The 13,614-nt window shown below is 52.4% G+C and carries 13 protein-coding genes; 6 read left to right on the top strand and 7 right to left on the bottom strand.

The genetic code is table 11. The features are described from left to right. Positions 1–20 precede the first annotated feature (20 nt). Positions 21–1,571 carry an NADH-quinone oxidoreductase subunit N gene (locus FJ147_11835; protein MBM4256570.1) on the top strand — a complete coding sequence of 517 codons (1,551 nt, stop codon included), beginning with the start codon at positions 21–23 and terminating at the stop codon, positions 1,569–1,571. A gap of 553 nt (positions 1,572–2,124) precedes the next feature. Next, entirely contained in the window at positions 2,125–2,820 is a 696-nt protein-coding gene (gene aqpZ / locus FJ147_11840) for an aquaporin Z (protein MBM4256571.1), read from the top strand. Positions 2,821–2,900: 80 nt separating this feature from the next. Here aqpZ and FJ147_11845 read toward each other — a convergent pair whose 3' ends face one another. From FJ147_11845 to FJ147_11855, 3 genes are all read right to left on the bottom strand, one after another. Beyond that, positions 2,901–3,479, bottom strand: coding sequence for a LemA family protein (locus tag FJ147_11845; GenBank protein MBM4256572.1), 579 nt, complete (start codon positions 3,477–3,479; stop codon positions 2,901–2,903). Positions 3,480–3,567: 88 nt separating this feature from the next. Beyond that, positions 3,568–4,386 carry a TPM domain-containing protein gene (locus FJ147_11850; GenBank protein ID MBM4256573.1) on the bottom strand — a complete coding sequence of 273 codons (819 nt, stop codon included), beginning with the start codon at positions 4,384–4,386 and terminating at the stop codon, positions 3,568–3,570. A 23-nt stretch (positions 4,387–4,409) separates the two neighbouring features. Beyond that, positions 4,410–5,135, bottom strand: a complete 726-nt coding sequence (locus tag FJ147_11855; GenBank protein ID MBM4256574.1) for a hypothetical protein — start codon at positions 5,133–5,135, stop codon at positions 4,410–4,412. 95 nt (positions 5,136–5,230) lie between these two features. Between FJ147_11855 and cobS the strand changes: the two genes are divergently transcribed. Beyond that, on the top strand, positions 5,231–6,004 hold the full coding sequence (gene cobS, locus FJ147_11860; protein ID MBM4256575.1) for an adenosylcobinamide-GDP ribazoletransferase: 774 nt from the start codon (positions 5,231–5,233) through the stop codon (positions 6,002–6,004). Between the two features lie 132 nt (positions 6,005–6,136). Here cobS and FJ147_11865 read toward each other — a convergent pair whose 3' ends face one another. Then, positions 6,137–6,538 carry a ribosome-associated translation inhibitor RaiA gene (locus FJ147_11865; GenBank protein MBM4256576.1) on the bottom strand — a complete coding sequence of 134 codons (402 nt, stop codon included), beginning with the start codon at positions 6,536–6,538 and terminating at the stop codon, positions 6,137–6,139. A gap of 306 nt (positions 6,539–6,844) precedes the next feature. Further along, on the bottom strand, positions 6,845–7,207 hold the full coding sequence (locus FJ147_11870) for a hypothetical protein (protein ID MBM4256577.1): 363 nt from the start codon (positions 7,205–7,207) through the stop codon (positions 6,845–6,847). A gap of 109 nt (positions 7,208–7,316) precedes the next feature. Between FJ147_11870 and FJ147_11875 the strand changes: the two genes are divergently transcribed. Then, positions 7,317–8,252 (top strand): LysR family transcriptional regulator, encoded by a 936-nt coding sequence (locus FJ147_11875; protein MBM4256578.1) that lies wholly within the window; start codon positions 7,317–7,319, stop codon positions 8,250–8,252. A gap of 24 nt (positions 8,253–8,276) precedes the next feature. Here FJ147_11875 and FJ147_11880 read toward each other — a convergent pair whose 3' ends face one another. After that, a complete protein-coding gene (locus FJ147_11880; protein MBM4256579.1) occupies positions 8,277–9,443 on the bottom strand; it encodes a CoA transferase in 1,167 nt (388 codons plus the stop codon). A gap of 105 nt (positions 9,444–9,548) precedes the next feature. Here FJ147_11880 and gatA point away from each other — a divergent pair, with 105 nt between their 5' ends. Continuing rightward, on the top strand, positions 9,549–11,063 hold the full coding sequence (gene gatA / locus FJ147_11885; protein MBM4256580.1) for an Asp-tRNA(Asn)/Glu-tRNA(Gln) amidotransferase subunit GatA: 1,515 nt from the start codon (positions 9,549–9,551) through the stop codon (positions 11,061–11,063). 231 nt (positions 11,064–11,294) lie between these two features. On the opposite strand, the gene FJ147_11890 is transcribed toward gatA, so the two are convergent. Then, positions 11,295–12,125, bottom strand: a complete 831-nt coding sequence (locus FJ147_11890; GenBank protein ID MBM4256581.1) for a helix-turn-helix domain-containing protein — start codon at positions 12,123–12,125, stop codon at positions 11,295–11,297. A gap of 172 nt (positions 12,126–12,297) precedes the next feature. Between FJ147_11890 and FJ147_11895 the strand changes: the two genes are divergently transcribed. Beyond that, a complete protein-coding gene (locus tag FJ147_11895; protein ID MBM4256582.1) occupies positions 12,298–12,753 on the top strand; it encodes a Uma2 family endonuclease in 456 nt (151 codons plus the stop codon). Positions 12,754–13,614: the final 861 nt, after the last annotated feature.

A 13,614-nucleotide genomic window follows, 5' to 3' on the forward strand; every position in this document is an offset into this window, starting at 1 on the left:
TAGCACTTTTGGTGATACCCATGATCTTGCCTGTCGTAAACTGGTCCTCGGTACTTCCCTGCATAATCCTTACGGTCGCTGGAATGGTGGTTCTGTGTTGGGATCTGTGGATGAAGGAGGAGCAGAAGTGGTATCTGCCTCTTACTTCCATCACCAGCGTCGTCCTCGTTATGTTCCTGTCTCTTGTCTTGTGGGGAAGAAATGAAACTGCCTTCGCGGGTACGTTAGCACTAGACTCTTACGCTCTATTTTTCAATTTTGTCCTCTGTTTTGCCGCGGGTATGACCTGCGCCATGTCGATGCACTATGTCAAAGAGAGCGACATTCCCCAGGGGGAATACTACGCACTGATTCTTTTCGCCACGGTCGGGATGATCTTAATGGCGGCAGGGACCGACTTGATCGTCATCTTCCTTGGTTTGGAAACCATGTCGATGGCCGTCTATGTGCTTGCCGGTATCCTTCGTCATCAGACCAAATCGAATGAAGCTGCGCTGAAATACTTCTTGCTTGGTGCTTTTGCCAGCGGGTTTTTGCTGTACGGCATCGCTTTGATTTATGGCGCAACTGGGAGCGTGCAACTCGACAAAATTGCCTTATATATTCGCGATCACATGAGTGACGGTGATTTCTCTCCGTTGCTGTTCATGGGGATCGCCCTGTTGATTGTCGGATTCGGTTTCAAAGTTGCGGCAGTGCCATTTCATGCCTGGACGCCCGACGTCTATGAAGGAGCTCCGACGACGATTACTGCTTTTATGGCAGTAGGAGTCAAAGCTGCGGCTTTCGCGGCTTTTGCTCGCGTTTTCCTCGCTGCGTTTGGTTCAGTACAAGAATACTGGCAGTGGATTCTTTGGGTGTTGGCGGTTGTCACGATGATCGTCGGTAACGTGACCGCCCTTGTACAAAACAACGTCAAACGCATGTTAGCCTACTCCAGTATTGCCCATGCAGGGTATCTCCTGGTGGCACTAGTTGCGGGAGGAGAGACTGGTGGCTCGGCGTTGATGTACTACCTCGTCGCTTACGGGCTCATGAATATGGGGGCATTTGCTGTTGTCGTTGCTGTGAGCCGTAGAGGTGAACCCAACGAGGAATTTGACGATTATGCTGGGCTTGGTTTTCGTTATCCAGGGCTTGCCTTAGCCATGACAATTTTCATGTTGTCGCTCACCGGTATTCCACCGCTTGTCGGGTTCACTGGTAAGTTTTACGTTTTCAGTGCGGCCGTGAAGTCCGGCTTTATTTGGCTTGCTGTGATTGGCGTGCTCAACAGCGTCGTCTCGGCGTACTACTACATTCGTGTGATTGTGACGATGTACATGTACGACGGTGAAAAACAGATCGAGCCTCTCTCTGCACGTCCAGCATTAGCCTCGGCAATTGTTGTCGCCGCCGTAGCGACGATTCTGGTTGGGGTTTTTCCAGCGACCTCGATGTGGCGGGCACGCACAGGATTCGCCTCGGTTGAAAAAGAGCAACACGCAACCGTTCACTCGCCAAGTGTACTCGAAAATGCTCTTGCTGCACGTCAATCAGTCGCCCCAAAGGCTTCCGCAAGTCATCAATAGGTGTTGCTTACCATCAGAACAAGATGATCAATAAGCAACGAGCTGTAGGCGTCATATGGACGAAGACTCAATGGCTCAATGCTGCAAGAGGTGCCTGAGCTTCTTGTAAGTCTGTGGTGTCAAAGCCTTCGGTAAACCAACTGTAGAGATCAGATAACATTCTGTGTGCTTCGGCCAGCTTGAAGAGAATCCAGCAACTGAGGCTCCTCCTGCTGCTCCAGCGGCTGCTGCTGTACAGTCGGAACAATAGCGCCCGTCGATCCGAAATGTTTCTCCTGTTCTACAGACGCTCCCATCTCAGGATGAAAGACCGCCGAAGGGTGAGTGGCTTGGCACAATGGGCACAGTTTGCCCGTCTCTCTTCCTTTCTCTCTGTTTTCATGTACATCGTATAGTGGATTGACCCGGTCCCATTATTGGTTTCTTTTGGATCCAGGGCATTGCAAAAGGCCTTCCTCTTTTTTAGCAGAAGCTTCGTGTGTACGGGCTGTTTCGTGCGATGGAGACCGTAGTGTCAAGCACATCTTGTTCGTGAAGATAAGGAGGAGCGGTTATGGGTCTCGGAAGACGGATAGGTGCTGAAATTCTTGGGACGTTTTGGCTGGTTCTGGGTGGCTGTGGAAGCGCGGTGTTGGCAGCAGCGTTTCCTAATGTCGGGATCGGCTTACACGGTGTCTCGCTCGCGTTTGGTTTGACGGTACTCACCATGGCCTATGCCATTGGTCATATTTCCGGCGGTCACCTGAATCCTGCCGTCACAATTGGTTTGGTGACGGCTCGACGTTTCCCCTCAAGCGAGGCGGTTTCGTACATTATTGCTCAGGTCGTTGGTGCAGTGATCGCTTCCGCAGTATTGTTTGCCATCGCTAGTGGCAAGGCTGGATTTGATGTTGCTGCTGGTTTTGCGTCGAATGGATTTGGCGAACACTCGCCTGGTGGGTACTCACTCTTTGCCTGTTTTGTCGCGGAAGTGGTTTTGACCTTTATGTTTCTGATCGTCATCCTCGGGGCGACAGATCGGCGCGCTCCGGCAGGATTCGCACCGATCGCTATTGGGTTGGCACTTACACTCATTCACCTGATTAGTATTCCGGTAACGAACACCTCAGTGAATCCTGCACGAAGCACCGGGCCAGCGCTATTTGTGGGCGGCTGGGCAATTGGGCAACTCTGGCTCTTTTGGGTTGCCCCGATTCTCGGAGCAGTCTTAGCGGGCATCGTCTATCCGCTGGTAGCGGAGGAGAAGTAAGCGAATCTTTTCTGGGGGCGTGGGCGTTCCCTGCACACGAGATGAATGACACAGACAAGCACGCTCCCAGAGGATCCAGCTTAAAACTTCACCTGTGGAACTTTCTGTTCTTCTGGCGGCACTTCGAAATACTTCTCAGGCTGGAAGCCCAACCAGCCGGAATATAATACCGCGGGGATTTTCTTGATGTAGGTGTTATAGGCTTGCACGGCCTCATTGTAGCGACGCCGCTCGGTTGCTATTCGGTTCTCGGTTCCGGCCAGCTCATCTGAAAGACGGGCGAATTGGGTATCGGCTTTGAGTTGGGGATAATTTTCCGATAACGCCAGCAAACGAGACAGCGCCGAAGAGACATCATTGGCTGCTTCAATTTGCTCACCGCGAGTTCCCGCACCAATCAGCTTAGCCCGAGCATTGGCGACTGACTCGAAAATGCCCTTCTCGTGGGCAGCGTATCCTTTTACGGTCTCAAGTAAATTGGGAATTAAATCAGTTCGTCGTTTGAGTTGGTTGTCAACTTGCGCCCAAGCGGATTTCACTTCCTCTTGCATGGCCACCATCGAATTATATTCACATCCGTTCAACGTGAAGCCCCAAAATATTACAAGAACAGTAAACAGTATGTTCTGTCCTTTGGTTTGCAAGAATGACGGTTGCATAGTCCTTCTCCTCCCTTCCACTGCGGCAGATGCTGAGTTTAGATCACGAATTGTTTCTTTGCGCACTCCGCTCACGAATTCCGACTGGTTACCAATCTCGCCCGCCGCCACCACCGCCAAAATCACCACCACCGAATCCTCCAAAGTCGCTCCCACTCCCTCCATAATCGCCACCGCCTCCCCCGAATCCCCCAAAACCGCCACCACTGCCGCCAAATCCGCCGTTGCCGAATCCCCATCCGCCGTACCCACCGTTGTGATAGATTCCACCACCATAAGGGGAATAGCGCCGGCGGTGAGCGCGAGAGAAAGACGAGAGGATAATGAAGAGAACGATAAGGAGAAAGAAGAGCAGAAGAGGATCGATGGGCTCTTCGTTTCCGCGGCGACGCGAGGGTACTCCTGTTAATGTGACACCGTACCCGTGGGCAATTTCTGTCGCCAGAGCCTGAGTACCAGCCCAAATGCCTTGACTGTAGTTGCCATGTCGAAAAGCCGGAACAATCTCCTGATCCTGAATCGCTCCGACTTTGCCATCGGGAAGCATCCCCTCGACTCCATAACCCGTGGTGATGAACATCTTGCGGTCTTTGCTTGCCACCAGAAAGACGACCCCGTTATCCTTGTCTTGGGCGCCAGGTTTCCATGTTTCTGCGATCTTTACCGCATAGTCGAACGTGGTCAGCGGTTGCGTCGTCTCGACCGTCACGACAGCAATCTCGGCTCCAGTTTTTTCCCGTAACTCGCGAATCAGGTTGGTAAGCTTGCGCTGCGTGGGTTGATCGATAATACCGGCAAAATCGGAGACAACGCCGTGTGGTTGAGGGATGGTGATTTCTTCAGCGAGGAGGATAAGCGGAGTGAGCAGGAGAACTATGGTGACGAGCAGTGCGCGCAGGACGTTCATTGTTGTTCGTCGCGATCCCGTTCCTATGATGGAAGCGTCTCAATCAGTGACACCAGGCGCTGAACGTCCTCTAGATATTCGCGGAAAAATTCTGTCGCTGGTTCATGCGGCCAGTCTCGTGTCCCTCGGCGGATAGCGATCAAGCGGTGCATCTCTGGAAACGAGACCTGGAACTGCTGCTCAAAAAGAGAAAGAACCTCTGCGTAATTCTGTACCTCACTCTTGCCCTGCAGGCGGAGGAGATGGCGCATTAAGGTGAGAAAGGTTTTGAGTGAGTCGAGAAGGATTTGTCGTAAGCGAGGTGGCTCATCCGCGCGTTCCAAGTACAACGCCTGCAATCGTAACAGTCGGCTGCGTACTTCGTGCTCGGCAAGGAACCGTAAATGTTCTCCACTGATTGGGAGCGTATCGAAAATCTCTTCTCCCCATAGCGTTCGATGTTGCTCTTTGATGTCTAAGTACTCCATCGGAAAGACGTCGCGGCTGTGATGCAAAAAATTCCGATCGATAATCAAAGGAACGGCAAACCCGCGTTTATGCCAGGAGCTCATATGGGGTTGGAGTTTTTTGAGGACCTCAAATCCTATGTGTTGCACGACAATCGCAGTATTCAAATCTGAACTGCCGGGAACAAAGTTTTCTCCCGCAGCGCTGCCGTACAGCACGACAGCAAGAAGCTGGTCACCTAATACATTGCGGAGTTCCTGGGTGAACTGCGTTAGCGTTGATTCAAGTGATACGTTGCGCACCTCGTCCTCGCAGCTCCGATGGGATAGCGCAGGCAGTATACGTCGCGCGATGAGGCGGGTAAACGTCGGTCGTTGCGGAAGTTCTCGAAGATGCTATAGCAGCGAGCGTGCGCACTGAGTTGCTTTCGGCTCTACAGTTTCTCACCATTTTCCAGCTCACCAAGACGCTGCCATTTGATGAACGGTTGTTTGGACGTTCATCAGCGTACTTTCCGGTTGTTGGGTTGATCCTTGGTGCATTTGTGTGGGGAGCAGATACGCTTCTTCAGAAGACCTTTCCGCCCACTTTGCGGAATCTCGTGCTTGTGGTGGCCTTGGTGATACTCAGTCGTGGGTTGCACCTTGACGGCTTAGCTGACAGTGCCGATGGACTCTTCGGAGGCCTCGATCGCGAACGACGGCTCTCTATCATGAAGGATAGCCGCATCGGTACGTTTGGAACGCTTGCGCTGATCAGTGTCGTGTTGTTCAAACTCAGAGCTCTAGACCTTCTCTCTGGCAGTGACCGTAGTGTGGCACTCCTCCTTGGTCCGATGTTGAGTCGGTGGGCCTATGTGGTGATGGCCTATCGGGCGCTTCCCGCCCGCGCGGATGGGCTCGGTGCGGTACTTGTCCGTAACGTCTTCGTTCGTGAATTGGCAATTGCTAGTGGGACATCACTATTAGTGTCTATTTTGATCGGAGGAGTTGGAGGACTTTTGGCCCTGTTGCTGGCTGGTGCGTTCACCCTTGGGATGACACGTTTCTGTACCGCACGACTTGGTGGGGTGACGGGCGACTCCTTTGGGGCGGTAGGGGAAATCGTCGAGACCTCGACGTTCTGTCTCTTTGCGTTATTCGCTGCTGACGTGTCGGACATGTCACTCTAACTGAGTTTCAATGTCGGCCCGAAAGGGTCGTTCTGAGCGCAGCGAAACAGCATCACGGAGTTCTCCGCTACGCGCAGACTGTCAGGCGCGAGCAGTGACCTCCTCAAGTCGGTCAATATCATGGACCGTGGTTTAACGGGTCTGCTTGCGTGGGGAGCCTGCTTTGGGAGCTGTGAGCTGGGGCACCATTGTCTGTCCCGTTTCGGGTGGCTCTGCTGGCCGCAACGGTTTTTTGATGAATCGTTTGCGGTTCTCGTGGTATCCGGCTAGTTCTCGTTCTGCCGCGGTCAGCGCAGAGCGAAGCACCGCGGGAATCTGGGCACCATGTTTCTTGACGGTGAGGGTCCGACCAGAAACAGAGAGAACGACCTGAACTTGATTATCTCCTTGCTGGTGATGTGGGCTATGGGAGATCGTGACACGCGCGTGAGTGATTTCGTTGGGATAACGCTCACACTTCGTGAGCTTGTTCTCGATGAGATCACGCCAAGTTTGTCGTACTTCGGTGTTCCGTCCCTCAACGTTAATTTGCATAGCGCCTCCTTGCGACAGGATTGTTTATGCACGATGGAAGCCGTAACGATCAATGTACTACAAATCATGATGGCAGAATTCTTTGCTACGACCAACTCAGACATGAGGAAAAACGGCGCGTTTGTTCGATGAACGGCCATGGGAAAACGAGCCTCTTGTGCTCCGTATCTTACGATGCGGAGAAACCAAAGAGGCTCATCAATGTGTCCAAGGATGAAGAGAAGGAGAAGTCGAGTCCGGGAAAAGGTCTTTCTCAGATGCCCAGACAAAGACAAAGAGAACCAAGAGGAGGGAGAAAACCGAAGATTACGCTTCCGCTAGGAACTTGCTCTCTGGCAACACGGCGACCAACGGTTGCCCAGGTCGAGGCTGCGCCGATTGTTGAGCTTTCCACTCTTTTAGGGCCGTGCGCATCCGACCAGGGTGGATACCAAGGATCTCGCAAATGTTTTCAAATGAAAAATACCAGTGTGAATCTGTGGAATCGATCCATTCCTCAGCTTCCTGGAAGAGTCGTCGCTCATGCGGCTTTTTAGCTAGCACATACGTCTGAAAGCAATGAACCGCATCTTCTAACATCGCGAGCAACAATCGCCTTTCACCCTGAATCGGTTTCCTTCCCAATAGGGTAAAAAACTGCTCCGGTAGGAGCGTATCGGGCTCGAACATACAGCCTTCTCCTTTATACTTTGGGTTTGCGTGTGAAAGTTGAGCTAGTAACCTAGCGAAATCTTGGCTATAAGTAAAATAAGAAAAACTTTTCAACCCCATTAGGGCTATGCATATTGAGACACTAAAAGTCTTCTGTGATTTGGCAGATACTGGGAGCTTTTCCTTGGCCGCCTCAAAGAATTTCATCACTCAATCAGCGGTCAGCCAGCAAATTCGTAGTCTTGAAGATCGCTATGGGCGGGAACTGATTGAACGCTCCAAAGGACGCGCACGTCTGACTCAAGCGGGCGAGGTGCTCTATGAAGTGAGTAAAGAAATTGTCCAGCGTTACCGCGAAATCGAGAATAATTTGCAGACGCTGTCGCGGGCGGTGGCTGGCACCGTGCGGGTTGGGACGGTGTACAGTGTGGGGTTGTACGAGTTGTCGGCTCCTTTGAAACGCTATCTGCGGACGTTTCCCGAAGTGACGGTTCATCTCGAGTACACGCGCGCAAACAAGATCTATGATGATGTCAGCCGAGGGGACATCGACATGGGAATCGTGGCCTATCCGAATAAACGGCCCTCTCTTTTTGTGAGCCCGTTTCGGGAAGACCGCTTAGTGCTGATCTGCTCGCCTGCACACCCGTTTGCCAATTTTCAAAAAGTCTCGATCAAGAAGCTGCAGGGCGAGAAGTTCGTTGGCTTTGAGCGCGATGTGGCCACGCGTCGTGCGCTTGACCGCATCTTTCGTCAGCATGGTATCAAGGTGCAGTACATTATGGAGATGGATAACATCGAAACGATTAAGCGAGTCGTAGAGATCGGCACGGGTATCTCCATCGTGCCTGAGCCTGCAGTCCTTCAAGAGGTCAGAGGCGAGACGCTACGGGCAGTGCAGTTTGCCGATGAAACATTGATGCGCCCACTGGGCATCATCACGAAGCGGGGGCGGCGTTTTACGCCAGCGGTGCAAGAGTTTATTGACTATCTCAAAGAGAAATCTGTTCGTAGTCTGATTGCCGAATCCGCCCGTGCCGCGGCGACTGGAGTGAGTGAGTAAGGGCTCCCGTTTTTTGTCTGAATGCTATTGCACTACCCCGTCTGCCCGGAGCTGCTGAATCTCACTCGCACTGAGCCCTATTTCCTGCAAAATCACTTCTGAGTGTTCTCCTTTTTCCGGAGCGGCGCTTCGCACGGCTCCGGGCGTGCGACTTAAGGTCGTCGGTAACCCTAAGACGTGAATCGCGCCAAGTTGTGGATGAGTGAGCGGCGTCGCTAACCCTAAGTGCTGCACTTGCTCGTTGGCAAAGACTTGATCGATCGTCAGAATTGGTCCGCTTGGTACTCCAGCCGCGTTCAGGAGGTCGACCCATTCTGCGGTAGTTTTCGCTTGCAGTTGTTGTTCTAAGGCGACAGTCAATTCATCACGATTACGTGAACGTTTGCCGGGCGTGGCAAAACGCGGATCGTCGAGCAGGCCTTGCGCATTGAGTGCATTGCACACGCGCTTCCACATGTGCTGCCCACCTGCGGCGATATTGAGGTAACCATCTTTTGTCTTGAATGTTCCAGTGGGAATACTGGTGGGATGATTGTTGCCAGCTTGTGGTGGCACTTCCTTACCAATGAGCCAGCGTGTAGCTTGGAAATCGAGCATGGCAATCATCGCTTCAAGTAACGACGTGTGAACCCATTGTCCTTCGCCAGAACGCTCGCGTTCAAGAAGGGCAACAAGGACTCCCTGGGCAGCAAGCAGTCCAGCGCTTAAGTCAGCAACGGGAATGCCGACACGCCACGGTCCACCACCAGGCGGGCCAGTGATACTCATGAGCCCACCCATGCCCTGGGCGATTTGGTCATATCCTGGGCGACTTTGGTACGGCCCAGTCTGCCCAAACCCGGAGATGCTCGCGTACACTAAACGTGGATTTAGTGGATGTAAGTCTGAGTAGTCGATACCGAGCCGCTTCTTGACATCAGGCCGGTAATTCTCAACCAGGACATCGGCATTCGTCACTAATTGTTTGAGAATGTTGAGACCACGCGGGTCTTTGAGATTGAGGACAAGGCTGCGTTTGTTGCGGTGCAAATTTTGAAAATCGAAGTTATGGCGACTTACTCCCTCTTCATCTTCGGCTTGCTCGACCTTGATCACCTGTGCCCCCATGTCCGCAAGCTGTCGGACGCAGGTGGGGCCTGAACGAGCGCGAGTTAAATCAATCACACGGATGCGTGCCAGTGGTAATGCCATACGCCGCTCCTTTTTCGCTTCCTTCGTAGTTGGTTTTCGTGCGGCGGTCAAATACTGGAAACACGGGAAGACTTGTGTCATGAAGAGGCCAAGGAGGAACAACCTATGGCTTTGCGACGCCCAACAAGCGAGGACCTTCACCGTCTTGCCGCGCAGCACCATTTTGCGTTGAACAACGAAGAGCTGGAAGCCTATCAAGCCTTGATGCCAGATATGTTCGCTCTTCTGAACGCTCTTGATCAAACTCCGTCGAACTTGCCCGTTGTGACGTATCGAGAGCGCGACCCCGGTCGACGACCTACTCGTCAGGAAGACCCGTTGAACGCGATTATCCGTCGCTGTTCAGTCAAAGGTGCAAAATCAGGAAAACTCGCAGGTAAACGCATCGGCATTAAAGACAATGTGTGTGTTGCTGGCGTGCCGACGACATGTGCATCGCTGGTGCTTGATGGCTATGTGCCCGACATTGATGCGACGATCATTACGCGCATTCTCGATGCTGGTGGTGAGATTACCGCTATGCTCAACATGGATAATTTCGCCTTCTCTGGTGGTGGAGATACCAGTGCTTATGGGCCGACCCGTAACCCCTATAATCACGAGCACCTCGCTGGTGGTTCTTCTGGTGGTTCGGGAGCTGCACTGTCCTACAATGACATTGATCTCACGATTGGCGGAGACCAAGGGGGATCGATTCGTATTCCGGCGTCATGGTGTGGAGTTGTTGGTTTGAAACCCACGCATAGCCTGGTGCCATACACTGGCATTGCTGGTATTGATCCGACTTTTGACCACACCGGACCGATGGCACGCACCGTTGCTGAGGTTGCGTTGTTACTCGAAGTCATTGCTGGCAAAGATCCACTTGATCCGCGCCAGTATGACGTACCCGTCCAGCCGTATTCACAGGCTATTGGGAAAGACATTCGCGGCTTACGACTCGGTGTCGTACGTGAAGGTTTTGCCACACCGGTATCGGAGCCAGATGTCGATGCCAAAGTGCAAGAAGCGGTAAAAGCTCTGCGTGAGCTTGGTGCGGAAGTGCAAGAAGTATCGGTTCCAGCCCATCGCGAAGTGGGCGGTATCACCTGGGCGATGATTGCCGAAGGGATGGCGGCTTTAGTTTATGGCAATGGCGTCGGTTATCACGCCAAGGGCCTCTACAACGAGAGCTTTGCCAATGCTCTGGGGAAAGGGCTGAAAGCGCAAGCGCAGGATCTTCCGCATCAACTCAAATTTGTCGTGCTCATCGGTGACTATCTCAACCAAATGTACCACGGACGTTTGTATGCCAAGGCACAAAACCAACGCCGCGCTCTACGCGAAGCCTACGATCAGGTATTGAAGCAGGTCGATGTGCTGGTGATGCCAACGACTCCTCAGAAAGCACACAAGTACAACGCCAAACAAAGCATACAGGAGTGGCTGGAACATGGTTGGCGGATGTTGGGGAACACGGCACCGTTTAACATGACCGGGCATCCATCACTTACGGTTCCATGTGGGAAGTCGAATGGGTTACCGGTTGGACTCATGTTAACTGGCAGGCACTTTGAAGATGCGACACTTCTTCAGGCGGGCCATGCGTTTGAGAAACAAGTGCCGTGGGAGAAGCGGTAAATAGGCTATAATTCCCTAGGTCATTTTAATCATGTGTAGCGATCCTCCTCATTCACGCGGCAACAGGCTCAGCATGAATGAGGGGATTTCTCTTTTCGTTTTGTATATTCCTCTGAGTATGTCGAAGGGGGGATGTTCTACTGTTGTTTCCGCTGTAAATACGATGCCTATATCGAGGTTACAGTGAGCCCGGAAATTTAGGGTCAGGTCTTGCATTCATACATTTGGCAACTATTTGTGAGGAGTCTGCTCAAACTGTTTTAGACGCCGACTCACCGTTGCATAGTGGATGCCCAGATGTTGCGCAATCTCTGCCAAGCGATACCCATGGTCACGGTATGCTCGCCCAATCGCTTCCGCCGTGTCCACTGTCACGAGCTGGCTCAGCGGAGGACGTACGGGTTGCCGTTGGCGACGCGGCACTTCGGGATGGAGCGGGGGTTGGCGCAGATCAGTTATGAACTGCTCATCGCCATAGTAGACCTGTCTCGTCAACTCCTTCCACGGTTGCTGCCCCAGCCCCTCAGTGACAAATTGCTGATACTCCCGGACGGCTGCCGCACGACGCTGGCCAAACTGCGCTAACAGCCAGTCGGTTGTTACCCAGTGCGATTCACTCCTCTGCCCTATCGTCACCCGATAACTACTCCATGGCCAGGCTCGGGCGGTTTTTACCAACCCAGCTCGCACCGGGTTGAGGACCACATACCGACACAACTCCAACAAATGCCCATCTTTCTGGACGATAATCGTTTTGTAGCGCCCTTGAAACACATGCCCCACCCGGCCATGCCGCCGGTTGAAGCGTTGCGTATACATGCCGTTCAACTGGCGCATACCGCGGGCTAGATTGGCCTCCGGCGTTTCGATCAGGAGATGATAATGATTGTCCATCAGACAGTACGCATGGCACCGCCAGCCAAAGCGGTCGACAACCTGCCCCACGATTTCTAAGAAACCGCGGCGATCCATCTCGTCCTCATAGATCGCCTCGCGCCGATCCCCCCGTGAGGTGACATGGTAAACCGCGCCAGGAAATTCCACTCGCAGCGGGCGTGACATAGGCGCTGTCCTATTACCAGCTTTGCTCGATTGCAAGACCTGACCCCTTTTGATGAAAATTCCTGTTCTTGCGAAGCCTGGCCGATTCCCCTATCTCTACTACAGTAGCGCGACGCAGTGATTGAGTTCACAGCCAAGCGCAAGAGGACAACAGGAAAAATGGTGACTCGTTATGCTTGAAACTACGGAACTCGTCGATCAAGGGCAGGAAAAGGAAATGCCTTCGCTCAACCACAGCTACATCTGTGCGCAGATCATGCGCCAACTGCTCCGGGATGAAAAATTTCAACCCCTTCCTGAACTCACCTTAGCCGTCGAAAATGGGTTGACTCCAGATATTTCGGTTTTTCCCAAAGAACAGATTCAGCCGAATTTTTTCGAAGATGTATTGAAAGTTGAGCGTTTGCCACTGTTGGCGATCGAGGTTATCTCTTCGAGTCAAAGTATTCAGTCAATCTTGGACAAAGCCAAACTGCTTGTGAAGTCTGGCGTAAAGACGGTATGGATTATTGAGCCCTACGGGCGAAGTGTCTTTGTGCTTGATCACACCGGCCAGCGCCTCTTTCATGAAGAGGTCGTGACCAGTGAGGGAGTCCAGGTAGACTTCGCTAAAGTGTTTCGCGATTAACCTTCTGCCGCAGTTGGGCCGAGGATTATAGGTAGGAAAATTGCTGGCCACTCAAGTCAAGCTTAGCCTCTACGAAAGTTAACGAATTCGACAACATCCCCTGTTTCACTATTTGCGTTGTCTGTGCCTCGTGCACTTCGGAGCGTAGCTCTTCTCTCCCTATCATCGCCTCTATTTTCCAGAACTACAGATTGAATAGTCGCCACATTCCTGTTCCTACAACCGCTCCGATCGTAAGACTCAAGGAAAATTTGGGGTCAAGCCTTGCATTCATACTTCTGGTGCTCGATTGCAAGACCTGCCCCTTTTTTCTTTTTACGCCCCCATCGGCAAATGAAATTTTCTCACTCTCTGTTTTTAGGTTGCTGTACCGTCTGTGCAACCACTTTACTGAACCACTCCCATAGGGTGATCCCAGGCACGAGGCGCCGGAGTAACCAATTCAAAGGATAATACGTACACAAAGACGTTATTATGAACGCAACATTCGTGAGAAGGTGTCTGAGAAGCTGTCGAGCATCTTTCGCTGCTATGACTTTTCCTACTAAGGGATCGATAACATAAGGGAGAATACCTCTTCCTACAAGCATCGCTACGAGAACAAACCACAGGAAGACCACTAGCCATCCGCCGATGAGGAGCCCTCGGCTGAGCGGTTGTTCAGGGTTCCCTTCTTCTGCCTTTTTTCCATATTTCTTCACTGTTCTACTAAGGCGGTGGCAGGAAACAACTTACCGCAATAGTGATTGACCGGAGTGGAGAGCCTCTGCACAAGAGCAGGGATGAGAGACGAGACCATTGTGTGCTGGCTTCGGTCTAAGTATCGAAGTCTGGTCGAAGAGCTGGATGAACGCGGGCGAC

It is taken from the genome of Deltaproteobacteria bacterium (assembly GCA_016874775.1).
Lineage (GTDB): Bacteria > Desulfobacterota > Binatia > Bin18 > Bin18 > VGTJ01.

Excerpts from the sequence above, each read along its gene's own strand:
- FJ147_11835 (MBM4256570.1), top strand. The coding sequence starts at position 21 with ATGATCTTGCCTGTCGTAAACTGGTCCTCGGTACTTCCCTGCATAATC.
- aqpZ (MBM4256571.1), top strand. The coding sequence starts at position 2,125 with ATGGGTCTCGGAAGACGGATAGGTGCTGAAATTCTTGGGACGTTTTGG.
- FJ147_11845 (MBM4256572.1), bottom strand. The coding sequence starts at position 3,479 with ATGCAACCGTCATTCTTGCAAACCAAAGGACAGAACATACTGTTTACT.
- FJ147_11850 (MBM4256573.1), bottom strand. The coding sequence starts at position 4,386 with ATGAACGTCCTGCGCGCACTGCTCGTCACCATAGTTCTCCTGCTCACT.
- FJ147_11865 (MBM4256576.1), bottom strand. The coding sequence starts at position 6,538 with ATGCAAATTAACGTTGAGGGACGGAACACCGAAGTACGACAAACTTGG.
- FJ147_11870 (MBM4256577.1), bottom strand. The coding sequence starts at position 7,207 with ATGTTCGAGCCCGATACGCTCCTACCGGAGCAGTTTTTTACCCTATTG.
- FJ147_11875 (MBM4256578.1), top strand. The coding sequence starts at position 7,317 with ATGCATATTGAGACACTAAAAGTCTTCTGTGATTTGGCAGATACTGGG.
- FJ147_11880 (MBM4256579.1), bottom strand. The coding sequence starts at position 9,443 with ATGGCATTACCACTGGCACGCATCCGTGTGATTGATTTAACTCGCGCT.
- gatA (MBM4256580.1), top strand. The coding sequence starts at position 9,549 with ATGGCTTTGCGACGCCCAACAAGCGAGGACCTTCACCGTCTTGCCGCG.
- FJ147_11890 (MBM4256581.1), bottom strand. The coding sequence starts at position 12,125 with ATGTCACGCCCGCTGCGAGTGGAATTTCCTGGCGCGGTTTACCATGTC.
- FJ147_11895 (MBM4256582.1), top strand. The coding sequence starts at position 12,298 with ATGCTTGAAACTACGGAACTCGTCGATCAAGGGCAGGAAAAGGAAATG.